This is a genomic window from Vibrio satsumensis (genome assembly GCF_050337435.1).
Taxonomy (GTDB): Bacteria; Pseudomonadota; Gammaproteobacteria; order Enterobacterales; family Vibrionaceae; genus Vibrio; species Vibrio satsumensis.
In genome coordinates, this window is sequence record NZ_JAKJSX010000003.1 from 271,639 (window position 1) to 298,512 (window position 26,874).

Below are 26,874 nucleotides of genomic sequence, written 5' to 3' on the forward strand. Positions count from 1 at the left end.
GATACTAACATCACATTCCAATATGAGCAAGTCAGAAGCCCACCTCAAAGTGAATTTCCTTCAATAATGGGTTCGTTTGGAGATAAAACGTTCGCTAATGCTTGTTGAGCCCATTTTAGCCCCTATTACATCGCCATTCTTATCTATTTATATCGCTGCTAAATCATCAAGTTAATGAACGGAAAATGAATGCTTAGCTAAGGCTTGGTTAAGGCTTGGTTAGTTAATCTTAGTGTTAATTAAACAGCAGAATGAATAGGTGAAAATATGGAACCGGTCAGCATTGTCGTTATTACACTAAACGAAGAGAAACGTATTAGCCGCTTAATGGAAGAGTTGAGCGTGCAAACCCACCAAGAGTTTGAAGTGATTGTTGTCGACTCGAACAGTGAAGACAACACAAGAGGAGTGGCACAAGCTTATGAAAGCGCGTTGCCAAAATTAACTGTTCATCATATGGAAAATCGTGGTGTGAGCCTTGGCAGAAATACGGGCGCTTCTTTGGCTCAGTACAACAGAATCCTTTTTTTAGATGCCGATGTGAGCTTGCCTCGAAACTTCCTTGCAAAAGCGCTTTATGAACTAGAAGAGAACAAGCTTGAGGTCGCAGGTGTGTATATGAGTTCGAAAGGTTTGCCGCTTGTGCACAAGTTTGGTTATGGGCTATTTAACGCAGGCCTGTTTACTACCCAGTTCTTTTTTCCTACGGCGATTGGCGCGTGTATTTTCTCGACGAAACGAGCACATGAAGAAATCGGTGGTTTCGATGAAGAGATCGTACTGTGTGAAGATTGTGACTACGTTAAACGTGCAAGCAAGACATGGCGCTTTAGGTTTCTAAATCTGACCTTTGGGTTTGACCCACGTCGATTAGATCAAGATGGCGTTGTGAAGACAGGCTCAACTTACCTTAAAGCCAATGTCAGACGCTTCTTTAAAGGAGAAATGCGTAACAATGAGATGAATTACAAGTTTGGTCACTATAAAGAACAGTAAGCATTGAGGTTGTTATGTTTGATGGACTAGGGCTGTTTTTGGGAGCATTGGGTGATGCTCTCATAGGCCCAAACCTATTTGTACCGGGAGAGCCTTTTTTTATCGCAGCGGGCTTTCAATTGTATTCAGGTGCATGGATGGCGTTAGTTTTAGTGATGCTAGGTGGCTTGCTTGGTGATCAACTCAGTTATTTTATAGGTTATAAATACGGTGCTAAGGCGCAACGAAGGCTCATTAAGTTTCGCCCTAAAACCAAAAGATTAATTGCGCGCTGCCGCTACCTGATTGCTCGCAAAGGCACATATATCATTCTTTTTGCTCGTTTGTTAGGACCTATTGCTTGGGTTGTACCATTTATTGCTGGCTCGCATCGTGTACCGTGGCGCAATTTCAGTGTGTTGGCCTTTACTGGTTTGGTTCTTGGTGGTGGACAGTTCATTGCTTGGGGCATGTTGCTGGCGCATGGCGTTGAAAGCTTTCCGTGGCTTAATAGCCTTAAGATATTTATCTCTGAGCATAATAGCTTGATCGTGGGTGTGTTCGCGGTATTGGTCTTCACCATTATCGGTTACCGAATGAAGTGGCGACGCTTGGTTCTTAAGTCGAGTGCGCTGTTGTTGGCGTGGGTATTGTTTGCAAATTACGCACACTTTTTCTGGAAGGCCGATGATTTTCAGAATCAACAAGGTACGGCTCAAATTAGTAAAGTAGATTGGAACTCGGTTTCCTATAAAGCATTCCCAGGGAAATCGTCATTCTATTCAGCACAAGCGATCAACGTGATTTATGTGGGCTCAACCCCAAGAGATTTAATGCAGCAATTAGGCTGGATAGAGAATCAAACCTTTTCTAGAAATGAGATTGAATGGGCTGGTTATCTCGCATTGCTCAGAGACAAAACGCCGCCAGTGTCCGATTTATATTGGCGAGACAAGCCGCAAGATATGGCGTTTCAATTGCCGGGTAACCTGATGAAGCGCAGCCATATTCGCTGGTGGCGTGCTGGTGTTGATATTCAAACTAATCAGCCTCAATGGTTAGGCGCAATCAGCTATGATGATGGCCTTAAAGTCACTCCTTATTCAGGTATTGTGACCATACTTCATAACATTGACCCTAATGTTGATGAAGAGCGAGATAGGCTCGCTAATCAGATTCGAACGTTACTGCCTGATATTGAGTTAGATAAGAATCCATTGGCAACTGTGGAAGTGATCGATGAAGATCATGATTATTATACTGATGGTAGAATTTTAATGATTGGAGCAACGACCCTGAGTGATGATTCCCAAGCTTGGGATGTCGCTGTGAACGATATATAGAGTTTGTATATCAGGTCGATAGAACTAAGCCCTAGCATTACGTTAGGGCTTATTGTGTTTAACTTTTACTTAGCTTGTTCAGCCTTTACTTATTTTAAGTACCAGAGAGGCTTTTAATCCGCCCATTGAGCTCTTGCCGAGCGTTAAGCTGCCTCGGTAACTGTGCGCCATTTCATTTACGATGTTAAGCCCCAAGCCTGTTCCTGGTGTGGTTTCATCGAGTCGAACGCCACGTTTGGTCACTTGCTCAAGTTTCTCTTCAGGAATGCCTTGGCCATCATCTTCAATCACCAATTCTATGTTGCCATCGTCGAGTTCATTTGCATGGACTCGAATAATGCTGCTCGCCCACTTGTAACTGTTCTCGAGTAGGTTACCGACCATTTCATCAAGATCGGTTTTTTCTACCGCCACTTCAATCTCAGAGTCTAGCTCGTTAATCATGGTGACTTCATTGGCGGCATACACTTTATCAAACGCCATTGAGATCGCTTCGACACGCTCGCAAGGTGAAGACTTCACAGAAAGAATGTTCATTGCACCGGCCATACGCGCTCGGCCAAGGTGATAATCTATTTGGCTTTGAATCTGATGAATGGGCTGTTGCAGCAGTGCTTTGTCATCTTCGGGCAGTCGCTCTATCTCATTTTTCAGAACGGAAAGCGGTGTTTTCAACGCGTGAGATAGGTTTCCAGCGTGGTTGCGAGCTCGCTCCAATAACTCTTGATAGTGGAAGAGTAGGGCATTGAGGTCAGAAACTAGCGGAGAAACCTCTTTCGGGTAGTTATCGCTTAACCCTTGTTGCTCGCCGTTTCTTAACATTACCAGTTCACGTTGCATCTTGCTGAGTGGTAATAACGACCAACTGACTTGAATGCCGATGAGCAGTAGCACACCCACAAACAACAACATCAGAATCAACCATACTTGACTAGTAAGCTCGGTCAATGTGGATTCTAGTGGGTCTTCATCAATACCTATGGTGATGGTAACGGGCTCATTTAGTTCAGGTAAGTAGATGTCTTGCTCAATGTAAATCAGCTTCTCATCTTGTGGCCCTTTGACCGATGTGTGGATAGGAGAACGCTTGATGGTGAGGTCTTTGTCCCATAGAGATCGAGCTCGAATAATCTGGTCTTGGGTAGCAGCTCGCCAATAAATACCACTGTAGGGTTGGTTAAACCTAGGGTCAGACAGACGCTCTGCCATGATGAGGTTACCATTGTCGTTGGTTTCTATGTTGGCGGTTAACTCGTCCATGGTTAGGCTGAGCTGTTGCTTGACGTCATCGACCAAGTAATCGTTAACCAACTTAGGTATTCCAACGCCTGCCGCTAATATCATCGCACCTAGCCAAAAAGCCGCGGCGAGGAGCAAGCGGCTTTTTAGACTGACGTTTTTAAGTGTTCGTTTTTTTAGATTCATACGTTATCAGCCTGTCTTTGCTCATCTTGCTATGAGAACAACGATGGTCAGCACAGGCTGTCCACTTAATTGATGGTTGTGCTTAAATTGACGACTGCTCTTAGCTTAATTAAATACAGCATTATTCAGCATTCAGTTGGTAGCCAAGGCCACGAACGGTTTTGATGATCTTAGGTGCGATTTTCTTACGAATACGCCCGATAAACACTTCCACGGTGTTTGAATCGCGGTCGAAGTCTTGTTTGTAGATGTGCTCAACCAACTCAGTGCGCGAGATAACCTTGTTTTGGTTATGCATGAAGTAAGCAACAACTTTGTACTCCAATGCTGTCAAGCTGACGGCTTGGCCTTGCCATAACACTTTAGAACTGCGTGTATCTAGGCTTAAATCACCAATTTGAAGTATCGGTGCCGCACTGCCTGACGCTCGGCGTAGTTGAGCACGAATGCGGGCGATAAGTTCAACCATTTCGAATGGCTTAGTTAGGTAATCATCTGCACCTGCATTCAAGCCCTCAACACGCTGAGTTAGGGTGTCACGAGCGCTTAAGATAATCACTGGTGTGTTAATGTTTTCGTCTCGAATGCCTTTTAATACGGTAAGGCCATCAAGCTTAGGTAAACCTAAATCGAGAACAATCGCGTCCCACTCTTCTGATGTCGCACGGTAGAGTGCATCGATACCATCTTGAGAAAGCTCTGGAACCCAGTCGGCTCCCTCAAGTGTTTCAATAATTTGTTGGCCCAAACGAGGCTCGTCTTCAACGACTAAAATTTTCATAATTGTTCTTCTTAATTCTTGTAATGACTGTTCGTTGTGCTTAATTGCTCGTCGTGATTAATGGTGTCTTTAAAGTTGCGGCTCTTACTTATTCACCGTGTTTAATTGCGTCTTTAAAGTTTCGGCCTTTAATCATGAGCATTTCTAACGTCTCAGCGTTGTATTCGACTTTGATGATGTTGTTTTGGTAATTGATTTTTAGTTCATACACCCAAATGTCGTCATCTTCTTCTAGCTCTACTTTAATAATTCGACCATGAAGATCGTTTTCAACCGCTGCATACATTTCTGAGAAAGGGCGGATATAACCTTCTCGAACCGCTTCATAGACTTCGTCTTGATCTTCTTCAAATTCGATACGAGTTCCTGCTTTGTGAACGTCTTGTACTAGGTCGTGACCATTATGATGTGAGTCAGCCCATGCGCCAGCAGAAACAAATAAGCCTAAGCTTATAGAAAACAAAGAAATCATAGCTTTACTAAACATAGCGAATCCTAGAGAAGGTTGATAGCGTTCAGTATAAAAAAGTAATTCTGAACAGAAAGTGAACCTGATTAATAATGAGAATTTGAACCTAAAAACTTCAAACTTATTGGTTAAAGACTTGATCACTGCAGACTAACCATTGAGTGTTAAGAACATAATATCTAGCGTTGTTGAAGCTCGTCTTCGAATATCTTGTCTCTCATTTTCCAAAAGCGTCCGACTTTACGTGCGATGACGAATTGAGGTGGCCGGAATCTGTGTTGGTGAGCAACCACTTTCGTTGGTGACGCTTCTTCAAAAGGGCGGTGTCTGTCTGCAAGGTGAGGGCGAACAAACTGGTCTTTGAAGTTCTGCTTCTGCTTTTTGGTGGTTAATGACCAAAACTCATGCACTTGCGCTTGGTTTTCACCGCGATAGGTGACTTTAAGTTGTGATTTACCTTTATCATCTTTAAGCACGTTGAGGTCCATTTCTAAACACTCGAATACCAAAGCATCTTTTAGGTTCAGTGCCTCTTTAAGTTTTTTGTCTGGGTCGACTAAGGTTGCATCGCACTCATGACAAATACGCGCGGCAATGTCGTTATCGGCCCCACATTCACCACAATATTTCGCTCGGAAGCGATAATTACAGTGTTCGCGTTCGCCAGTGTCTTCATCGGTAAAGTAGCCTTGGCATTTACGACCAAAGTGTTCAAGCAAGAAGCCGTTGCTGTCCAATTTCCCCCAAAAATTGTTATTGAAACCGCAAGCCGGGCAAGGGATGGTGATGATTTCACTGTCTGAATCGGGTTTTGGGTCGCCCACTTCAGGTTGGTATAGATCGTAACTGTTGCCCGCATAGTCGAGCACTAAACACTCTTTTTTACCTGGAGACAAACGTAAGCCACGACCAACGATTTGCTGGTACAAGCTGATGGATTCAGTTGGGCGTAGAATCGCTATTAAATCGACATGCGGCGCGTCAAAGCCTGTGGTTAATACCGATACGTTGACTAAGAATTTGATCTTACGTTCTTTGAAATCGTTGATGATTTGATCGCGCTCTAGCGTAGGCGTGTCACCAATTACAATTGATGATTCGCCTTCTGGCAATAAGCCAAGGATCTCTTGTGCGTGTCGAACCGTCGCAGCAAATACCATGATGCCGAGTTTGTCTTTGGCCAGTTCAATGATTTGGTCGACAATTTGTGGAGTAGCGCGTTTAGATTGCTCGATCACCATGTCGAGTTCGGCTTCTTTATAGCGACCAGTGCTCGCTGGCTTTAACTGTGAAAAGTCATAGCTTAAAACTGGCGCATCGATCATACGTGCAGGGGTTAAGAAGCCTTCGTCGAGCAGGTAGCGAATTGGAAGTTCGAAAATACAGTCTCTGAAAAAGCGAGGTTCTTCAGATCGAACTTGTCCACGTGTGTGGTATTGGTAAAGCCACCCCATACCAAGACGATAAGGGGTAGCGGTTAATCCAAGTACCTTGATGCCCGGGTTATTCTCACGCAAGTGAGTGATTACTTTTTGATAGCTACTGGTCTTTTCATCGGGAACACGGTGACACTCATCGATCACCAATAGTGAAAATTGGTTAGAGAATGAGTCGAGGTTTCGAACGACGGATTGCACCGAAGCAAACACGACTTGTTGGTCGGTCTCTTTACGTCCTAAACCCGCAGAGAAGATCGACCCCTTCAGCCCGTAGCCTTCATACTTTTCATGGTTCTGCTCAACCAGCTCTTTTACGTGAGCAAGTACCAGTACACGACCTTTCGCAAGCCTTGCCAGTTCTGCAATTACAAGGCTTTTTCCAGCACCTGTCGGAAGCACAAGAACAGCCGGAGTTTGGTGTTTTCTGAAGTAATGAATCACTGATTTTACGGAATCAGCTTGGTACGGGCGGAGTGTATACATATCGCGTCTTGTAAGGTGGAAAACAAATAGTGTGAAATAGCTCAACTAATTGAGCAAAGGTGACTATAATACCCGACTTAGATTAGTTGAGGTATTCATGCGTTTAGATAAATTTCTGTGCGATGCATTAGGCGTCACTCGAAGAGAAGCAACACACTTATTAAAATCCAAGGCAGTGACAGTTAATGATGTCATTCAAAAAAGCGGTTCACTCAAGGTAACTGAAGAGTGTGTTGTCGAATGGCAAGGCAATGAACTGAATGTGCATGGCCCTCGTTACATCATGCTTTATAAGCCAGAAGGCTTTGTTTGTTCGCATGAAGATGGCGCAAATCGTATCGCGTTTGAATTACTCGATGAAATCAAAATGGATAAGCTGCATTTCGCTGGTCGTCTAGATATTGATACAACGGGTCTTGTGTTGATTACTGATGATGGTAAGTGGTCTCACCGTATCACATCACCAAAGCATAAGTGCGAGAAGACGTACCGTGTGTGGTTGGTTGAACCTGTTGAAGACGATTACGTTGAAAAATTCAAAGAGGGCATCCAGCTTAAGAGCGAAGATGGCTTAACACTTCCTGCGCACCTAGAAGTTCGTGCAGAGCGTGAAGTGCTGCTAACGATTCACGAAGGCAAATACCACCAAGTTAAACGCATGTTTGCAGCACTTGGTAACAAGGTAGAAGCACTGCACCGTGAACGTATTGGCGAAATTGAGATGGACGAATCTTTAGAGTTAGGTGAATACCGTTACCTAACGCAAGAAGAAGTCGACTCTATCTGGAAGTAATCCCTACCTATTGATGTAGCCGAGCAAGGATAGCGTCGGCTGATTATTTTGACTGGTACTAGGACAGTTTCAGCCATTATTGCTATATGTTCATGTATGTGTGCGCATATTCGTGTATCACTGTACGTATTCGTATATTGCTGCGTGCATGCTCGTGCACAAATAAAACCTAGTACTTAGCCGGAGAGTTATGCAAACATCGCCCCCACAGAGCCCAAGCTCCCAACCAGAACCCCCTCAATTAGGCTTAGTGCTGTTTTTGATTCTAGGTGCGATTGGTGCACTGACTCCGCTCGCCATTGATATGTATCTGCCTGCGATGCCTACCATTGCCAAAGATCTTGGTGTGACGGCGGGTGAGGTACAAATTACGCTAACAGCGTATACCGCGGGTTTCGCACTGGGGCAATTGCTGCATGGTCCGTTGGCGGATAGCTACGGTCGTAAACCTGTACTGCTTATTGGTGTGTTCTTGTTTGCTATCGCATCTATGGTGAGTGCGACAACACACGGCATTGAAGCGCTGACTTACATCCGTACTGCTCAAGGTTTTGCTGGTGCTGCGGCGGCCGTTATCATCCAAGCTGTGGTAAGAGATATGTTCGATCGTGAAGATTTCGCGAGAACCATGTCTTTCGTTACCTTGGTGATGACGGTAGCGCCATTGGTCGCTCCGATGATTGGTGGCTACCTAGCGTTGTGGTTCGGTTGGCGCTCAATTTTCTGGGTTTTGGCTATTTTTGCGGTGATCGTGATTCTAGCGGTATCGATGAAGATCCCAGAAACGCTCCCAATAGAAAAGCGACAGCCACTGCGCTTTAAAACAACGATTCGTAATTACGCGCGTTTGTGTAAGAACCCAACGGCGATGGGCCTGATTTTCTCTGGTGCATTCTCTTTTTCAGGCATGTTTGCGTTCTTAACGGCTGGCTCATTCGTTTACATTGATATCTATGGTGTTCGCCCTGATCTGTTTGGCTACCTGTTCGGTCTGAACATTGTTGCGATGATCTTGATGACGAGCATCAATGGTCGAATCGTTAAGAAAGTGGGCTCTCATGCCATGCTTAGAGTGGGCTTAACCATTCAACTATTTGCTGGCTTAGGCCTACTCGTCGGTTGGATGCTGGATATCGGTTTGTGGGGTATTGTGCCGTTTGTGATGCTGTTTATCGGCACACTGTCTACTATTGGTAGTAACTCAATGGCACTGCTTTTAAGCGGATACCCGAATATGGCCGGCACAGCGTCTTCGCTTGCGGGCACATTAAGATTTGGTACTGGTTCTGTGGTAGGGGCAATTGTTGCAATGCTACCAAGTGACACTGCAGGGCCAATGGCTATGGTGATGGCAGTTTGTGCAATACTGTCAGCATTACTATATTGGACATTAGGAAAGAAGGCATAATGTCAAAATACTATATTGAAATTCAGAAGTTAGTGAACGATGCGTTAGGCGAACTGTATGCTCTACATAAGTCAGGTAAAGCGATCGATGCGCCTATCGCGAACAACCTTTACCTTGTTCGCTGGGTAACAAAGGCGATTAAATCTCAAGCTTATGATCGCGTGATTGTGCCTGACTTGGTTCGTTGGCAGAAACAGGGGCGCTCAAAAGGCAACAACTCTGATTTAACTTTTACCTTTAAACGTATTTCTGCGTTTTACGGACGTTTTTTCCCTGAAGGCGAAGAGCCTAAAGCACTAAAAGACAGTGATGTTGAAGCGTTCATGGACAAAATGTACGAGATGGGGTGGAGCGTATCGAGTGAAGACGAGCTAACGACTGGCGGCAAGATCCAATTCTTCACCGATGGTGAGCACTCTTTTGCCTTGTGTGGCAAACAGTGCGACGACTCTTTTGACGGTGAGTTGATGGTTAAGCCTATGAACTGGTTTGTTCGTGGTAACCACGCTGAGTTCATCCAAGCGGCGATGGAAGCGGGGTTCATGCTTCACAAAGTAACGGACTATAAGTCTGCAGTGAAGTATCACGGTGAATACATCGTTTACCCTGCTAATCAAGGCAACCAATTGGCTGAGATCCCAATTAGCGTTATTGGCTAGTAGCGGATTCGGGATACGAGATGAGAGATACGAAGAGCGGAATTATCCGCTCTTTTTTTGCCTCTCATAGCGCGTGTCGCTAATTTGCTGTTAAGTCTTTTCGTATCCCGTTACCCGAATCTCGTATCCGTTTTAATCTATTCGCATCTCGACACTCGAATCCCGCATCTGCTTTTAGTCTTTTCGCATCCCGTTACCCGAATCTCGCATCCGTTTTAATCTATTCGCGTCTCGACACTCGAATCCCGTATCTGCTTTTAGTCTTTTCGCATCTCGACACTCGAATCTCGCATCTGCTCTTTTGCTTGCTTCTCAATCGCCTTCACCATGCCTTTAAAGATAAATAGGTGAGCTGGCATCATTGCGAACCAATACAGTAATCCCAGAAAGCCTTTAGGGTGCCACCACGCTGAAATGTTCAGCTCGCGAGAGTCTCCGTGGTCAGAGACGGTAATTTCGAGTCGTCCTAAACCGGGGCCTTTCATACCGAAAAGCAGAGATAAAAACTGATTCTCTTCACAGCGAATGACCTTCCATGAATCGATTTTGTCACCGACTTTTAGGTTGGGGCCTTCTGGCATTTGACGAACAGGTACCCCGCCACCGAAAAGAACATCCAACCATTCGCGTGTGCGCCATAAAGTGTTAGCGAAGAAGTAACCTTGCTTCGGGCTTCCGATTTGCTGAGCAACATGCCAAAGCGATTCTAGTGGTGCACTTGAGGTGATACTTGCGCCTGTTTTCTTCGGGTAATAGCCATACCCAGCTTGCCAGCGTTTGAAGGCGGTTTTGTCAAAACCCCACACATTACTCTTTACGAAGTTGCCTTCAGAATGAATAGCTTGCTCAACCATATTCTCGAACGAGATAAGCTTCTGAGGGTACTTTTCTCTAATGGTGGTCGAACTGGCGATAAAATCGTGTTTTAAGCCTGCGAGAAGCGCTCTGCCTATGTTAGAGGGTACAGAGGTTACCACGCCCAGCCAATATGAAGCGATTGACGGCGTTAGTAGCGATGTCGCCCAAAGCCTGAGTGGACGATCGGCTGTTTTGGCTATGTGAGCAAATTGATTTCGATAAGAGACAATATCCGGCCCGCCAACCTCGAAGGTTTGGCTTTCGCTAGGCGTTTCTTGTGCAAGTTTCAGTAGGTAGTGGTTTAGGTTCTGCAATGCAATCGGGTTGGCTTTAGAATCGACCCACTTTGGCGCAATCATAATCGGCAAGTTGTACACAAAGTCTCGCATGATCTCGAATGCCGCAGAGCCTGGGCCTATGATCACGCCTGCTTGAAGTTCGGTTATCGGTACTGGTCCTTTACGAAGTAGCTCACCGGTTTTCTTTCTCGCTTGAAGGTGCTCTGAGTCGCCGGTTTGAGGCTGAAGCGAGCTTAGATAGATAACGTGCTGGTTTTTAGGGCCAAGTGCAGAGACAAAGTTGCGAGCTAGATTTAACTCATAATCAATAAAGTCGTGGCCTTCTGCCATTCCATGGACAAGGAAGAAGATAAGATCAAAATCGGGGACTAAGGCTTGTGTTGCGGCTTGATCAGCCAGGTCAAGATACTTAAGTGATAAGTTTTCGTGAGGCTCGGTCCGTGCCTTTAAATACTCGATATGCCTTGCTGCTGCCGTGACTTGATAGCCTTGCTTAAGCAGAAGAGGGAGGAGTTGCGAACCAACATATCCAGAAGCGCCTAAAACCAGTACTTTCTTCATTGTTACTCCATGTAATGTGCTATTCAAAGTTCGGACACGTTACTCAAGGTAACTGCGTTAACTTGCTTATACACCAATTTACCAGTGATGGATGTAAAAAAGCCAATAGAATTAACCTATTGGCTTTGAGCTTCAAGAGCAGCCTGCTCTTTTATCTAAGAACGAGCGACATAAGGTATTACTTACGAGGTTGGGCTAAGGTTTTGACCTTTATATTCACCAGTGAGTGTCTTGAGGAATGCCTTAATCGCATCAACTTCTTGGTCGCTCATTTCAACACCTACTTGATACTTACCCATATCGAAAATCGCCTTGTCTAAAGTTTCTGCCTGTCCGTCATGGAAGTAGGGCGCTGTCAGCTCGATGTTTCTCAGTGTAGGGACTTTAAACTTGTGTCGGTCCGATTCGATACCTGTTACGTTGAAACGCCCCATATCTTCTGGTGTGATGTCAGAACCACGGTCAGAGAAGTAATCCGCTTTGAGGCCCATTGCCTCAAAGGTTTCACCGCCCATGGCTTCACCCGCATGGCATGTACCGCAGCTATACTTTTTGAAAAGCATTAGGCCATATTTTTCATGGCTATCTATAGCATCGACGTTACCCGTTAAGTATTGGTCAAAACGGCTGTTGGGTGTCGTCAATGTCTTTTCAAATTCAGCGATAGCGTGAGTGATGGTGTGGCCGCTGATTTCACCTTCGTAGGTCTTGTCGAACATAGCCACTAATTCTTGGTCGTGGCTAAGCTTGTCAACTATCTGATCCCAACCTTCAGAACCCATTTCAATTGGGTTGAATGGAGGACCGCCAGCTTGGTCTTGTAAGTCACTTGCTCGACCGTCCCAAAATTGGAGCTTGTTGTACACTGAGTTGAAGACGGTTGGTGCATTGATTCCACCCACTTGACCATGAATGCCGACCGAGCCAACGAGGTTGTCTACTCCACCCGTATCGAGGCCATGACATGATGCACAAGACACGGTGTCATCTCCAGACAGGCGCGTATCGTGATATAAGGCCTTACCTAACTTAGCCCTGTCTTCGTCAACGTCAAAGCTAGAATAGATAGGCTGCAAAGCGAGCTTTTTTCCCTCGTCATGCACCGGTGAGTTGGCGTGAAGAGTGGCACGAGTGTGACGAATCCATCTAAGAAGCGTGTGTTTTTCTTCTTTCGAAATTCCCGCTGACCAGTGCATCGATTGGTAGATTTTTGGTGGCATGGAATCGTCATAAAGCACTTTTTCGATACGAGCTAATGCCACTTCAGATATTGGTTCTTTACCTTGTACCCCATTGAAGAGCTGAGTGATTTCAAAGTGTTTCATACCAGATTGAAGGTCTTTATCCATAAGGTTTTTAGCGATTGGCCAGTTGGCATAAAAAGGCATCTCGCTGTCGCCTGTATGGCAATAACTACATCCCTTATCTGTAAGTACTTTCATCGCTTGATAATCAAGAGATGACTTATCGAGTGATGAGAATTGCGCCAAGTTTTGCTCGGCCAGTTTTTGGTCATTTTTGTCGACCCAATACACCGAGCCTAAATAAGCCAATATCCCTAAACCAACTAAACTTAATATTATTTTTTTATTATTCATCTTTTAACTCCCTAGTGAATTGGCTAGGAAGTTATTGAATTTAAGCGACTTTATGAAATGACAAAAAGGAATCAATATTAATCGAATAACTAGATGGAGAATAATTTAACGAAATAAAGCCTTTTAATTCATGTGGTTATGTTGGTTTGTTAAAAATGGCAACAAATACAACGCGATGCCGATCGCTACTAACTTTGATTTCAATCAATTTACCTGTCTATAGCGTCAAATGTGTTTTTTGATATGTGCACCTGTATTAATAATGCGGATTTGATGATTTCCGCCTTGTTCGAGAGAGTGGTTGAGTGAATGTGCTTTGCTAGTTCGGTGAGTAAGGAACAATATTATGTCACTATTGTCTGGCTAATCGAGTTTTCACATTTGAACAAGTGAATGATGCATAAATTAGGATGCTATGCGGGAATTCATGTTCACCTCGTTATTTATGTATGGTTAAAAACCGAACGTTGATATAATGGCGGGATATTTTCCTTTATTCATCAATACGTTCCGTTTAGGTATCTCTATGTTGCTCTCTTCAATTATTCATCATACTCGAGGTGATTTTGTTCGCAGGCTTATTGCGATTGCTTTGCCTATTGCTTTGCAGAGCATTATGTTTTCAAGCCGAGGCTTAGTGGATGTGTTGATGTTGGGCCAACTTGGCGAAGCAGACATTGCGGCTGTGGGTGTTGCGAGCCGAGCGATGTTCGTGACGACCATTATGCTGGTGGGTGTCACCACCGGCGGCGCGCTTCTTACTGCTCAATATTGGGGAGCGGGTAACAGGCAAGGTGTGAGAGAAAGCACCGCACTGACGTGGCTGGTTTCGACCCTATTTGCGTTACTGACCATTGCATTTTTCGTTTCATTTCCTGCACAAATCATGGGCGTGACGACCGACTCTCAAGAGGTCATCAACCTAGGCGTTGAATACATCGTAATTACCTCATTTAGCATGCTAGCGGTATCGTGCGTAAGCAGTATGGCTGTGGGTTTGAGAGCGATGCACAAACCTGGACTAAGTACCTTTTTCAGCGGTATCGGTATCCTGTCTAATATATTCTTAAACTGGGTGTTGATTTTCGGTAACTTGGGTTTTCCAGCACTTGGAATCAAAGGCGCAGCAATTGCAACAGTACTGAGTGGCGCAATTGAAGTCGCGACTTTGTTTGGTTATCTCTATTTCTCTAAGCATTTATTAGCTTTCAAGTTCTGCGATATTAAAGCGGCAGCTTCGATCGAAAAGGTGGTTCGCTTCTTGAAGTTGTCTCTCCCGACCACGTTCAACTTTTTAGCATGGGCGGGTGGCTTGTTTGCTTACCATGCGATCATGGGACAATCGGGCGTTCAAGGTTTAGCTGCACTTTCAGTAATGACGCCGGTTGAGTCTATCTCATTGAGCCTATTGATTGGTTTGTCAAATGCGGCAGCGGTTCTGGTGGGTAACCAACTTGGCGCGAAAAACAATGAAGCGGTTTACTATCAAGCGTTGGGCTTAACGATTCTGTGTTTCTTAACCAGTATCGTAGTGGCCGTTTTTCTCTACTTCGTTCAAACGCCAATACTTAATGCCTTTAGCGCATTGACTGAAGAAACCAGAGCCCTCTCAGAAAAGTTTATTCTGATTCTAAGTGTAGGTATTATTATTCGCTCGGTACCGTTGACTGTGATTGTTGGTGTGTTGAGAGCGGGCGGTGATGTGAAGTTCTGCCTCTATCAAGACTTGATTGCTCAGTGGGTGATTGGTATTCCACTGGCGGCTATTGCTGCTATTTATCTTAAGTTTCCACCGGAGTGGGTATATCTGCTTTTCCTAACCGAAGAAGTGATTAAGTGGGGCGGGTCGCTCTATCGCATGAAAACAAGAAAATGGATTAAAAACTTGATAGGAAGTTGAAGTAGGACGCACCAATCACGTCACTTTATCATTGGTGTGTGATCTATCTTTCAAAATACTTCCTCCTAACAGGGAATTAGTGTAGATTCTCCTTCCAAATTCTAACTAATGCGAGCTGTTTAATGTTAAAGCTGTCAGACCTATGTAAAGGCTATGTCGATGGGGGGGAGTTTCACCCTGTTTTGCAAGGTGCTGAATTAACATTAAACCAAGGTGACCAGCTAGCATTAATGGGAGAAAGCGGATCAGGTAAAAGCACTTTACTGAACCTTATCGCGGGTTTAGACCTTGCGGATTCAGGTGAAATCGCTTTCCCTCACTTCAATATGCACGACTCAACCGAGCGTGATCGCACTGCTTATCGTAGAAACAACATTGGCCATATTTTTCAGCAGTTCAACTTACTGCCAACGCTAAATATTGCCGATAACATCCGTTTTTGCCGTCAGTTAAAAGGCTTACCTGAAGACAAAGGTCTCTGGAGGCAGATTCTTTCTGCTTTAGACCTTATGCCTTTGCTTGGCCGTTACCCGGAAGAAGCGTCTGGTGGTCAACAACAACGTGCGGCAATTGCGCGTGCGCTGTATATGGAACCAAAAATATTGCTGGCCGATGAGCCGACCGGTAGTTTAGATGAGCGTAATGCAGAAGCCGTAATGCGTTTGCTGACCTCTTTGGCTCGCCAATTAGAATGTACCTTGTTGCTGGTGACACACAGTGAAAAAGTAGCACTGCACATGGATGGCAGGATCCGTCTACAAGGAGGGCAACTGCATGTTATGGCCCGTAGTTAAGGCACTACTCGGTCACTATCGACGTTACCCACTGCAGATTATTTTGGTATGGCTTGGTTTAACCCTCGGCGTATCACTTTTGGTTGGTGTTACTGCTATCAATCAACACGCCAAGCAAAGCTATGCACATGGCGAAAAACTCTTTTCGAATCCTCTTCCTTACCGTATTCGACCAAAACACAACGCTAATAAGATCCCACAAGGTTTTTATATCCAGCTTCGCCGTGAAGGCTTTCAACAGTGCTCTCCTTTTGACCACCATCGTATCACTGATGAAAACGGCGCGAACTTCATGCTTATCGGCATAGACCCTGTTTCTATGCTTCAATTGCAGCCGGGTATTGCGTTAAAAGATCTCACCACTTTAAACCTCATGAAACCGCCATATCCAATCCTTGTAAGTGATGATCTCGCTGAACACATGGAGTGGAACAACGGTGATTACATTCCTCTGATGGATGGCTCTGAGCTTGGTCCTGTGGTTGTCGATCAAAACAACCTGATTAATGGCACCAGGTTAATAGCAGATATTTCCTTGCTCCGCATGCTTAAACGCAGTGCAGGACTTTCAGTGATTGCTTGCTCAGACATGTCTACTGAGAAATTTGAGCGCCTAAAAAATATGTTGCCGAATGGGCTGACGATCACCCGCAGTTCTAAAGCGGAGCTAGAGTCGCTGACCAGTGCTTTTCACTTAAATCTTAAAGCGATGGGTATGCTGTCGTTTGTGGTTGGCTTGTTTATTTTCTATCAAGCGATGTCGCTGTCGTTTATTCAGCGCCAACCGTTAGTCGGAATCTTAAGACAAACAGGTGTATCGGGCTGGCAACTGGCGAAAGCGCTTTGTTTAGAGCTGTTGCTATTGGTAGTACTGAGCTGGATCTGCGGTAATGTATTCGGTGTCATGTTGGCTAATCAATTGTTACCGGCAGTATCTTCAAGCTTAGGTGACCTATATGACGCCAATGTTGGTTTAACGATTGACTGGAATTGGCGATGGAGCGGTTACAGCTTGTTAATGGCACTACTTGGTGCCTTCTTAGCGTGTGCTTGGCCGCTGGTTCGTTTGCTTAGATCACAACCTATTCGTTTGACCTCTCGATTATCTTTGATGCGCTTTGCGGGTACGGAATTCACATGGCAAGCATTGATTGGGTGTGGCTTCTTGGTTGCAGCTGTCGCTGTGTATCAAGCCCCTCAGACTCAAGAGTCTGGTTTTGCGATTATCGCGTTGATGCTCGTCAGTGTGGCTCTGTTTACGCCATTCTTGATGTGGAAGCTATTTAATAGCCTCTCTTATTCATTGCGCTGGGTTCGTGCTCGTTGGTTCTTTGCTGATGCTGCGTCAAGTATGAGCTACCGTGGCGTAGCAACAATGGCGTTTATGTTGGCGCTGACTGCAAACATTGGTGTAGAAACCATGGTAGGTAGCTTTAGGGATACCACTGATAAATGGCTAACACAGCGTTTGGCTGCAGATCTTTACATCTACCCAACCAACAATGCCGCTGCTCGCATGAGTAACTGGCTGTCAGGCCAACCAGAAGTGGACTCAGTTTGGTGGCGTTGGGAAAAAGACGTAGCTTCTCCAGTGGGTAGTATTCAAGTGGTCAGTACTGGTCCTTCTGAAGGCGAACTAGAAGCTCTGACCATCAAATTAGGTATTCCGAACTACTGGTATCACTTACATCACTCGAAAGGTGTGTTGATCAGTGAGTCGATGTCTCTTAAGTTGGGGATTCGCCCAGGCGACTACATAGACCTTTATGACAACCTCGGTTCCGGTTGGCAGGTTGTCGGTGTTTACTACGACTATGGAAACCCTTACCATCAGGTCATGATGTCACATCGAAACTGGCTCTATGGATTTGCAGGGCGCGGCAATGTGGGCCTTGGCGTGATACTCAAAGATGATGTCAATTCAGTAGGACTTCGCAGCCGACTGGAAAGTGTATTCAGGCTTGGTTCTGAGCGAGTTTTTGATAACAACAATATTCACAGTCAAGCAATGCGTGTGTTTGATAGAACGTTCGCGATCGCTGATACGTTGGGTAACATCACATTGGTTATCGCAGTCTTTGGTATCTTCTTCGCAACCGTTGCTGGTGAAGTGTCTCGACAAAGGCATATCTCGCTGCAGCGCTGTTTAGGTGTATCGGCGAAGGAGCTGATTCTGACAGGTAGCTTACAGTTGTTTGTGTTTGGGCTTATTTCCTCCTTGATTGCGATTCCGCTCGGTTTAGCGTTAGCAAGCTTGATTGTTGATATCGTTATTAAGCAGTCTTTTGGCTGGTCTCTCGAGTTACAAGTGATTCCTTGGGACTATTTACAGACATTTGCATGGGCCATGGCTGCATTGATGTTGGCTGGTGCTTTGCCAGTGATGAGAATGATTCGGAATACCCCGATGAAATCATTGAGGGATGCGCTTTAATATGCTTCAACGAAACGGCTCAACGAAACTCAGACACCGATTTATTTCCTCTCTATTACTGATTGGTTTCTTTGGCACTATTTTAGGTATCTGGGCGTACTATTCTTATTTTGTTGACGTTGGTGAAAAGGGGGTTAACGAGGTTAACTCAGTACTTGTTAGCGAACACTTCAATGTGTTTGAGCCTGTGCTACCTGACCGCAGCGTTTCATTGCCTCGTGACTTTCAGTTCCACCCAGAATTCCAACACGAGTGGTGGCATTACTTTGCATCTCTAAAAGGGGATGACGGTAAAAAGTACTCAGTGCAGTGGAGCTTCTTCCGTATAGCCACTGATGAACGTGAGACTCCAGGGTGGCAAAGTCCTCAGGTCTATATTTCAAATGTTGTGATCTCCTCTGATTCCAAAGTTTGGAAAGAGCAACGTTTAGCGCGTGGTGGCATAGGCCAGGCGGGAATGACCAGTCGTCCGTTTAGAATTTGGATTGATAACTGGAACTGGCGCGCACTCGGTAGCACACCATTCCCAGGTCGACTTCAAGTGCAAACTGATACGTTTGGCCTTGAACTCGACACTATAGCGAAAGGCCCATACGTGCTCAACGGCGATAACGGCTATCAGAAAAAGCACGATTTATTACCTGTTGCGTCTTATAACTTCAGCGCTCCGTTCCTGTCTCTAAGTGGCGTGTTAAATTTGGACGGTGTTGCCAAGGAAGTTGAAGGCACTGCTTGGGTACATAAAGAGTGGGGTAGTGGCTTACTCGGAGTGGGCCAGCAAGGCTGGGATTGGTTCGTGTTTAATCTTGATGATGGTACAGCACTGAGCATTAACCGCTACCGCCATAATCAACAGTTGCCTTATGTTTTCGGAACATTGGCCACTCGCTCAGGTAAAGTGTACCAGCTCACGGACTCCGATATTTCTATTAAGCCTTTACAGAATACGACGCTACTGAATGGCAGAAGAATGCCACTGCAATGGATTATTAATGTGCCACAACACAATATCAACCTCACGACGCGTATCAAGCGCAGGGATATGTGGCTGCCTTTTGTCATACCCTATTGGGAAGGGCCAATTATGGCGAGCGGAAGCCATGAAGCAACAGGCTTTATGCAGTTAACAGGCTACTAAAAAACACCTAAGGCTATCATTTGATAGCCTTTTTTTATGTTTGCGATTCCTACCAGACTCGAATTATTTGTGCATACAGCCTTGGTGATCTCATCTATACTTATTTTATGGCGCATAATAATATTATGGAATATACGACGTATTGTTTAGTATTTGTAGGAAAAACCGAAGTTAAACATCCGAAGAAGTGATTATCTATCGATAAAGCTTGGATATAAACTCTGGGTTATTCTTTGTTATTCGTTTATTTAAATAATAAATATAAGGGCGAAATCATGACCGACGTCATCCGTGACTTCTTTAAATTGGAATCTGCTGGCGGCATCATCCTAGTCATCGCTGCGGCGATCGCAATGTTTGTAGCAAACTCACCACTGAACGAAATGTACCAAGGTGTACTTCATAGTTACGTTCTTGGTATGTCTGTGTCTCACTGGATTAACGATGGCTTAATGGCTGTCTTCTTCCTTCTAATCGGCTTAGAAGTTAAGCGCGAACTTTTAGAAGGCGCATTAAAGTCTAAAGAGACGGCAATCTTCCCAGCTATCGCTGCTGTGGGCGGTATGCTAGCTCCTGCACTTATTTACGTGCTATTTAACTCAAGTAACCCTGAAGCGCTTCAAGGTTGGGCTATCCCTGCTGCAACGGATATCGCATTCGCATTGGGCATCATGGCTCTTCTTGGTAACCGTGTACCGGTAAGCTTGAAGGTATTCTTATTAGCGTTGGCAATTATCGATGATTTAGGTGTTGTTGTTATCATTGCACTGTTCTACTCAGGCGACCTATCAACGCTTGCTCTGACGGTTGGCTTCATCGCGACTGGTGTGTTGTTCATGTTAAATAACAAGCATGTAACTAAGCTGAGCGTGTACTTAATTGTTGGTGCGATCCTGTGGTTCGCTGTATTGAAGTCTGGTGTTCACGCAACATTGGCTGGTGTAGTCATTGGTTTTGCTATCCCACTAAAAGGTAATAAAGGAGAACATTCTCCGCTGAAACACCTAGAACATGCACTGCACCCATATGTAGCTTTTGCTATTTTGCCAATCTTTGCATTTGCAAACGCAGGTATCTCACTGGAAGGAATATCACTTTCAAACCTTACAGGCATGCTACCGCTTGGTATTGCTATGGGTCTATTGGTTGGTAAGCCCCTGGGTATCTTCCTATTCAGCTGGGGCGCTGTGAAAACGGGTGTAGCTAAGCTTCCTGAAGGTGTGAACTTCATGAACATCTTCGCGGTATCTGTGTTGTGTGGCATTGGCTTTACTATGTCTATCTTCATCTCGTCACTGGCATTTGGTCCAACGAACGCAGATTTTGATACGCTTGCTCGATTAGGTATCCTGATGGGCTCAACAACTGCAGCTATCTTAGGTTACTTCCTGCTAAGTATTTCTCTACCGAAAACTAAGCATCAAGAAGTAAAACTATAATCGGTAATTGGTTCGATTAACCATCGAACCAATTCCTGAGCAACAAGTCAATTTCTGAGTAGCAAGAAGAGTCACAGAGTCATCCACACGATTTATGTGACGACAAAGAACAAAAAGCCGTGATAGGTAACCCTATCACGGCTTTATTGATCATCTTGCTAAGCTACTATTTGTAAGATAGCTTGTTTTGCAAGTACGGTGACAATGTCACGCTACTTTTCTAGTGTGGTAAAAATAGTCCACTCTTCAACGATCTGCTCACTTAACCCAACTACGGTCGCCGTTACCTTTCGGTTCAGTGCGTGTGAAGTAGGGTCATCACCATCGCTTTCTAAGCGTTCTTCGCCATAGCCAACAATTCTGACACGCTCTGGTTCTATACCATTCGACAACAACTCGTCTTGCACATTATTCGCTCGTTTCTTTGACAAATCTAAGTTGTACTCATTGGAACCCACTTTACTCGCGTAACCTTGGATTTCGATAGAAGCACTTTTGTAGGTTTCAAGGAACTCTGCCATCGTGCTGATTTGATCAGAAAATATTGGGTTCACTTCAAATGAGTCATGAGCAAAGAGTATCTTTAGCTGTCTGACTTCTTCTGCACGAATCGTTTCACCACAGCCATCATTATCGACTTGTGATGCTTCAGGCGTTCCTGGGCAGGTATCGCGTGCGTTTACCACACCATCTTTGTCATCATCTTGCAGGTCTGCAATCTGCTCCGCTTCAGGTGTCTCGATGTAGGCCTCTTCCTGTTGACTAGAGCAGGCGAATAGAGTCATCGTTAATACGGGAAGTAATAAGTAAGTTATTTTCATCATTAATACTCCACGGCCGTTGTCCACTCTTCTGGTATGTCGACCAGTAGAGCGTTCAATAAAGAACCGGTTGCGTTCATCACACGGTACTTAGCGTACTGCTCAGAGTAATGCGCATCTAGATAGTCTTTACGGGCTTCAAATAGTTCGTTCTCTGTGTTGAGCAAGTCAAGCAGAGTACGTTTGCCTATTCGGTATTGTTTTTCATAAGCGATAACGGTCTCCGAAGCTGAATCAACATGGTCAGATAGAAAGTTTTTTTGTTGCAGTGTTAAATCTAAGGCACTCCATGAAAGGCGAAGGCCTTCTTCCACTTGGCGATAAGCGCGATCTCTCAGATCTTTTGCTTTATTCAATTGGTAAGCAGCTGCTTCGGAATTAGCACTGTCTGTTCCGCCGTTGTACAAGTTATATCGCATGCGTAGCATCGCGAGGGTCTCTTGACTAGAGCCTTCATCGCCTCCCGCATCATCACGCCACGACTGTGATGCTTCAATAGAGAACGTAGGGTAGTTCACGCCTTTCGATTGTTTGTATTGAAAATGTGCTGCGTCGACATCAGCCGTTGCGATTTTTATAACGGGGTGTTTGTCCAAGGCATCAACAATGGCGTCCGTTAACGACAAAGGAATCCTCGAAATATCGGCTCGTGGGTAAATTAAGCCTAGGGGTTCTTGGCCAACTACTCGTCTGAACTGTGTGTGTGTATCGATCAAATTATTCTGTGCGGCCAACAAGTTACCATGAGCTTTTGCAATCCTAGCTTCTACCTGAGATACATCCGCGGTTGAACCTATGCCTGAATTAGCTCGTTTCTTTATGTCTTTGTAGATTTTCTTGTGTATCGAAAGATTACTTTCTGACAGTGCCAGCACTTCAGTGGCTTTCACTGCATCTAAATAGATTTGAGTGACCTCCAGCGCTTTGTCTTCGGCATCTGCAATCAATTGTAAACGAACCGACTCGGCTTCTGCGGCGGTACGATCAATGTCGTACAGAGTCGCGGAACCATCCCAAAGCAATTGCGTGAGGGAAATCGTCGCTTCCTTTCTTGTTAGATCGGTATCTGGACCGTTGTTTGGTGCAGGGTTTATGCCTTCGTAACCAATACCGGCGTCAAGATCGATACTGGGCTTGTATGCACCTCCAGATGCATCGTTACGCTTTTTCACGCTCACATATTCGTTAAAGATGCTTTTTATCTCTGGATTGGTTGCCAAAGTAATAGCCACCGACTGTTCCAGAGTTTGAGCGGCGAGTGGTGTTGCAGCAACTAAGCAACACATGATGGATAATTTGAACAATTTCAAAGTAGCTCTCCTTCTACTTTCAATGTTTCATCCATTTCCCAACCTACGTTTACCGCTGAATTGAGTGAATGGTATTAAACGAAGCTTAGGACATTTGCAAAAAAATGCGAAGTTTGTTGGTTTTTTTTTGAATGTAAGTCGCTATTGCCATTGACTAATTTGAAAAGCGCTTTGGCTGTACTACTTTAGTGAGTTGATTATCAATAGTGCTACTACTAAATTTATTGTAGGAAATAGCCACAGCGCAGAGTGGTATTGGAGCCGCGTTTGGTGTGTTCTGGGTAGAAGTGGGAATATGGATATGGGAAATATCAACCTAAATATACTAGGTCTTGCTAGCGGGAGTGTAGTGCTCGACGCTCAAGGCCAAGTTAGACGTTTGTCTCCGGGCGAACAACCAGCCGCTAGCGACGTAATTATCAGTTTTGATACTAGTGAAGAGAGTGTGCCAAGTGTTTCTGCACGTTTTGTAGATAACCAGGGCCAACAAAATGTGCTAGATACTGATGACGCGGTCGCTCAAGTTCAGCGTGCTATTGAAGAAGGATTTGATCCAACAGAACTAGGAGATGAGTTTGATACTGCTGCTGGTGAGGAAGGCTCGAGTTTGACCAACAGCGGTAGGATTGAACGTACTGGGGCTGAAACTCAAGCTGCCACGAATTTTGAAACTGAAGGGTTTGAGTCTCAAGGATTGTCAGAAACTCAAAGTATTGCTCTTTTTGATATCATCGCTTTTGCGCTTATTTCAGGTGAAACTAATGTTATTGAGTTTGAGCAGGATGAACCAATTGAGACAGGTGGCGCTTTAACCAGCGATGATCCGGACGTTACCTTTATTGGCAAAGAGGTCGCTGGAGATAATGAGCTCGGGACCTTTGTTGTAAACGAAGATGGTACTTGGACCTTCGTGGCCAATAGCCCTTATGATGAGCTTGCCGATGGCGAGCAAATTCAAGATACGACGACAGTACAAACCTCTGATGGAGGCGAACAAGTCATCACTGTAACGATAATTGGTACTGATGATGCGGCTGTTGCCACTGATGACTCAGGCAGTGTGACCGAGGACATTGATGTCGATGACATCACCAATCAATTGGTAACGTCTGGTCAGATCGTGATTACAGATGTAGACAGCGACACTCCCACCTTTTCAGCTGATGGTGAGTTTAACCTCGTAGGTTCAACAAACGATTCACAGCTAGGCATATTGAGCATCGACCCTGACGGCGTGTGGACTTACGTAGTTAACAACGATGATGTTCAGTACTTGGATGACGATGAGTTCGTAACCGAGGTTTATACCGTGACAGCAAGTGACGGTACCACGAGCGAAGTGACCATTACTATTAATGGTGCAGATGATCCATCTGATATAACCGTTGGCGAAGGTGATTCAGACACAGGTGAAGTGACTGAGGATATGGATGTTGACCTAGAGAGCAACAACTTAATAACTTCTGGGACACTAACCATCACCGATGTCGACGATAACGATGTCGCTGCTTTTCAACCAAACGGTACGTTTAACCCAGAAGGCTCAACCAATGATACTGCGTTGGGTATGTTGACGATTACCGACGATGGTGAATGGACTTACGTCGTGGACAACGATGATGTGCAATATCTTGATGACGATGAGTTCGTTACCGAGGTTTACACGGTTACTGCGATTGACGGAACCACAAGTGAAGTGACCATCACCATAAACGGTGCCGATGATCCGTCTGAGATCACCGTTGGTGAAGGTGATTCTGACATGGGTGAGGTGACGGAAGATGTCGATGTTGATCCGGAGAGTAACGACTTGATGGCGACGGGAACACTGACGATTACCGATGTTGATGCTAACGATGTCGCGGCTTTTCAACCTAACGGAACGTTTAATCCAGAAGGCTCAACCAATGATACTGCGTTGGGTATGTTGACCATTACCGACGATGGTGAATGGACTTACGTCGTGGACAACGATGATGTGCAATATCTTGATGACGATGAGTTCGTTACCGAGGTTTACACAGTTACTGCGATTGACGGGACCACCAGTGAAGTAACCATCACCATAAACGGTGCCGATGATCCATCCGAGATTACCGTTGGTGAAGGTGATTCTGATATGGGTGAGGTGACGGAAGATGTCGATGTCGATCCTGATACCAACGAACTTTCAGTTTCAGGTACTTTAACGATTACTGATGTCGATACCAGCGATATGCCCGCCTTTAAACCTAATGGTGTGTTTACCCCTATTGGGTCTACTTATGCACTTGCTCTGGGCATGTTAACTATTACTCCTGAGGGGGCATGGAGTTATGTCGTTGATAACGATGCGGTTCAATACTTGAATGATGATGACGTGGTTATTGAGCGATATGTGGTAACCGCTATTGATGGTGTAGAGCATGTTATCGAGATAACAATCAATGGTGTCAATGACGCACCTGAAGCGACCAGCTTCACGGTCGTTAATGATCAGGACGCGGTCATACCTATCCTCTTCGATTCTGAAGATGGTGGTATGCCAGATTACATCTCAGATGTAGAAGATGACCATGACGACATTCCACTTAATATTCGGATAGAAAGTTTACCAACCAACGGCAGCCTTTTGTATACCGATGAAAATGGCGTCACGAGAGAAATCATGCAGTCTGATGTCGATAACGGTGTGTTGTTTGTTCCGAACAATATCAGTTTTGTAGCTGGGCCTGGAGAGATGTTTGAAATGGGCTTCAGTGGTGATCCTGAGGATATACCAGATCTTGTTGATGGTTTCTATAATTGGGGTGTAGAAGTTTCACCAACCGAAAGACTAATTACCCTGGACAACGGTAATACTATTACCCTCAGTATTGAGGACAACAACGATAAGCCACTTAAGCAGTATCAAGGTGAGCAGCCTCATGTTGGTTTTGGTATTGGCGACACTGATGGTAGAGGTATGAACAAGCAGGAGACGTTGATATTGGATTTTACTGATAATCCATTAGATGTTGTCGATTTTGGTTTAGATGGCTTGGGCGGTTCATTTAACACTAATAGTAATGTCTATGTTGAAGTGCTCTATACCTTTGCTGATGGCACGACTCAGACTGAGCAATATCAAAAAGATCCAGGAGATACGGGGAATAGCCAAATTCTGTATGATTTTAGTTATTCTTCACCAGACAATCCGATTGTTGGGATGGAGCTGTCATCGACAGGGGGCAGTTGGGAGTTACGCTATGTTCAAGGTAACGAGGCGGTAACTGAAGACCCGCAGTTTGATTATGTCGCGGTCGACTCTAATGGTGCAGAAAGCACGGTAGAGACGGTCACCATAGATATCGAAGCTCCGCAGCAATATAACGTTATTAGTGCGGCGAGTAATGAACCCTTGTATGCCGAGTCAGGTAACGATTTGCTGATTGGAGATAGCGGAGACAACATTTTCACTTGGCTAGACTCTACGCTCGACAACGGTACTGACATTATTAAAGATTTCGAGCTTTATACAGGTGGTTCTGGGGACCTGATCAACCTCAATGATTTGGTCGAAGACCCTCAAGATGAGACTCAAATGGCAGAGCTACTTGATGCGATAGAGGTCTCTGTCGACGGAGAAGATATTGCGTTGTCCATTCCAATCAATGGAGGGGATGATGTTCAAACTATCGTTGTTGAGGGGATTGCGACTGAACTGGCTGGTTCGGTTGACCTAGGTAATGACTTAGCTGTGCTAGGAGAACTGATAAAAAATGATGCTGCTTAATTAGATAAAGTGAAAGGCTCTAACGCTTAACGTAAGAAAAGCCCTCGATTTCGGGGGCTTTTTTGTGTCGAGTACCAGCCAAAGAAAAGGTATCGGAACAACACACAAAAAAAAGCCCAAACCAACGTGGTTTGGGCGGATACAAGTATAGGAGTTAATAAGGAAAATGCAGTAATTAAGAAAGCAGGGAGAA

The 26,874-nt window shown here is 44.9% G+C and carries 19 protein-coding genes; 11 read left to right on the forward strand and 8 right to left on the reverse strand.

From position 1 onward, the window contains the following. The first annotated feature begins 267 nt into the window (after window positions 1–267). Together L4C44_RS01430 and L4C44_RS01435 are read left to right on the forward strand one after the other, a co-directional pair. Window positions 268–996 (forward strand): glycosyltransferase family 2 protein, encoded by a 729-nt coding sequence (locus L4C44_RS01430; RefSeq protein WP_146491927.1) that lies wholly within the window; start codon window positions 268–270, stop codon window positions 994–996. 14 nt (window positions 997–1,010) lie between these two features. Further along, on the forward strand, window positions 1,011–2,318 hold the full coding sequence (locus L4C44_RS01435) for an LssY C-terminal domain-containing protein (RefSeq protein WP_428804201.1): 1,308 nt from the start codon (window positions 1,011–1,013) through the stop codon (window positions 2,316–2,318). 78 nt (window positions 2,319–2,396) lie between these two features. On the opposite strand, the gene L4C44_RS01440 is transcribed toward L4C44_RS01435, so the two are convergent. From L4C44_RS01440 to radD, 4 genes are all read right to left on the reverse strand, one after another. Further along, window positions 2,397–3,743 (reverse strand): ATP-binding protein, encoded by a 1,347-nt coding sequence (locus L4C44_RS01440; RefSeq protein WP_123325945.1) that lies wholly within the window; start codon window positions 3,741–3,743, stop codon window positions 2,397–2,399. Window positions 3,744–3,864: 121 nt separating this feature from the next. After that, window positions 3,865–4,524: a response regulator transcription factor gene (locus tag L4C44_RS01445; RefSeq protein WP_017060377.1), complete on the reverse strand. Its 660-nt coding sequence runs from the start codon at window positions 4,522–4,524 to the stop codon at window positions 3,865–3,867. Between the two features lie 88 nt (window positions 4,525–4,612). Further along, window positions 4,613–5,011, reverse strand: coding sequence for a PepSY domain-containing protein (locus tag L4C44_RS01450; RefSeq protein WP_017108242.1), 399 nt, complete (start codon window positions 5,009–5,011; stop codon window positions 4,613–4,615). Between the two features lie 161 nt (window positions 5,012–5,172). Beyond that, the gene (gene radD / locus L4C44_RS01455) at window positions 5,173–6,915 is read right to left on the reverse strand and encodes a DNA repair helicase RadD (RefSeq protein WP_146491929.1); all 1,743 of its coding nucleotides are present in this window, start codon (window positions 6,913–6,915) and stop codon (window positions 5,173–5,175) included. A 97-nt stretch (window positions 6,916–7,012) separates the two neighbouring features. On the opposite strand from radD, the gene rsuA reads away from it, so the two are divergent. The 3 genes from rsuA to L4C44_RS01470 all read left to right on the forward strand — a co-directional run bounded on the left by rsuA (window position 7,013) and on the right by L4C44_RS01470 (window position 9,775). Then, window positions 7,013–7,708, forward strand: a complete 696-nt coding sequence (rsuA, locus tag L4C44_RS01460) for a 16S rRNA pseudouridine(516) synthase RsuA (RefSeq protein WP_017060380.1) — start codon at window positions 7,013–7,015, stop codon at window positions 7,706–7,708. A 190-nt stretch (window positions 7,709–7,898) separates the two neighbouring features. Next, window positions 7,899–9,116: a Bcr/CflA family multidrug efflux MFS transporter gene (locus L4C44_RS01465; protein WP_428804202.1), complete on the forward strand. Its 1,218-nt coding sequence runs from the start codon at window positions 7,899–7,901 to the stop codon at window positions 9,114–9,116. Beyond that, window positions 9,116–9,775 carry a DUF2913 family protein gene (locus L4C44_RS01470; RefSeq protein WP_010441495.1) on the forward strand — a complete coding sequence of 220 codons (660 nt, stop codon included), beginning with the start codon at window positions 9,116–9,118 and terminating at the stop codon, window positions 9,773–9,775. The genes L4C44_RS01465 and L4C44_RS01470 overlap by 1 nt, the downstream gene beginning before the upstream one ends. Before the next feature lie 257 nt (window positions 9,776–10,032). Here the strand turns inward: L4C44_RS01470 and L4C44_RS01475 are convergent, their stop codons facing one another. Together L4C44_RS01475 and L4C44_RS01480 are read right to left on the reverse strand one after the other, a co-directional pair. Next, window positions 10,033–11,493: a DUF2867 domain-containing protein gene (locus tag L4C44_RS01475; RefSeq protein WP_372384373.1), complete on the reverse strand. Its 1,461-nt coding sequence runs from the start codon at window positions 11,491–11,493 to the stop codon at window positions 10,033–10,035. A 182-nt stretch (window positions 11,494–11,675) separates the two neighbouring features. Further along, complete coding sequence (locus tag L4C44_RS01480) at window positions 11,676–13,091, reverse strand: cytochrome c peroxidase (RefSeq protein WP_372384372.1); 1,416 nt, start codon at window positions 13,089–13,091, stop codon at window positions 11,676–11,678. A 526-nt stretch (window positions 13,092–13,617) separates the two neighbouring features. Between L4C44_RS01480 and L4C44_RS01485 the strand changes: the two genes are divergently transcribed. The 5 genes from L4C44_RS01485 to nhaA all read left to right on the forward strand — a co-directional run bounded on the left by L4C44_RS01485 (window position 13,618) and on the right by nhaA (window position 20,796). Next, entirely contained in the window at window positions 13,618–14,991 is a 1,374-nt protein-coding gene (locus L4C44_RS01485) for an MATE family efflux transporter (protein ID WP_146492372.1), read from the forward strand. 122 nt (window positions 14,992–15,113) lie between these two features. Next, entirely contained in the window at window positions 15,114–15,785 is a 672-nt protein-coding gene (locus L4C44_RS01490) for an ABC transporter ATP-binding protein (RefSeq protein WP_017060385.1), read from the forward strand. Further along, a complete protein-coding gene (locus L4C44_RS01495) occupies window positions 15,766–18,219 on the forward strand; it encodes an ABC transporter permease (protein WP_146492368.1) in 2,454 nt (817 codons plus the stop codon). Before L4C44_RS01490 ends, L4C44_RS01495 begins: the two co-directional genes overlap by 20 nt. Beyond that, entirely contained in the window at window positions 18,209–19,357 is a 1,149-nt protein-coding gene (locus L4C44_RS01500; protein ID WP_060982752.1) for a lipocalin-like domain-containing protein, read from the forward strand. The genes L4C44_RS01495 and L4C44_RS01500 overlap by 11 nt, the downstream gene beginning before the upstream one ends. Window positions 19,358–19,632: 275 nt before the next feature. Continuing rightward, window positions 19,633–20,796 (forward strand): Na+/H+ antiporter NhaA, encoded by a 1,164-nt coding sequence (gene nhaA / locus L4C44_RS01505; protein ID WP_060982751.1) that lies wholly within the window; start codon window positions 19,633–19,635, stop codon window positions 20,794–20,796. Between the two features lie 212 nt (window positions 20,797–21,008). Here nhaA and L4C44_RS01510 read toward each other — a convergent pair whose 3' ends face one another. Together L4C44_RS01510 and L4C44_RS01515 are read right to left on the reverse strand one after the other, a co-directional pair. Then, complete coding sequence (locus L4C44_RS01510) at window positions 21,009–21,620, reverse strand: OmpA family protein (protein WP_060982750.1); 612 nt, start codon at window positions 21,618–21,620, stop codon at window positions 21,009–21,011. Next, window positions 21,620–22,927, reverse strand: coding sequence for a TolC family outer membrane protein (locus L4C44_RS01515; protein ID WP_060982749.1), 1,308 nt, complete (start codon window positions 22,925–22,927; stop codon window positions 21,620–21,622). The genes L4C44_RS01510 and L4C44_RS01515 overlap by 1 nt, the downstream gene beginning before the upstream one ends. Before the next feature lie 301 nt (window positions 22,928–23,228). Here L4C44_RS01515 and L4C44_RS01520 point away from each other — a divergent pair, with 301 nt between their 5' ends. Further along, window positions 23,229–26,681, forward strand: coding sequence for a VCBS domain-containing protein (locus L4C44_RS01520; RefSeq protein ID WP_428804203.1), 3,453 nt, complete (start codon window positions 23,229–23,231; stop codon window positions 26,679–26,681). The last annotated feature ends 193 nt before the right edge of the window (window positions 26,682–26,874 follow it).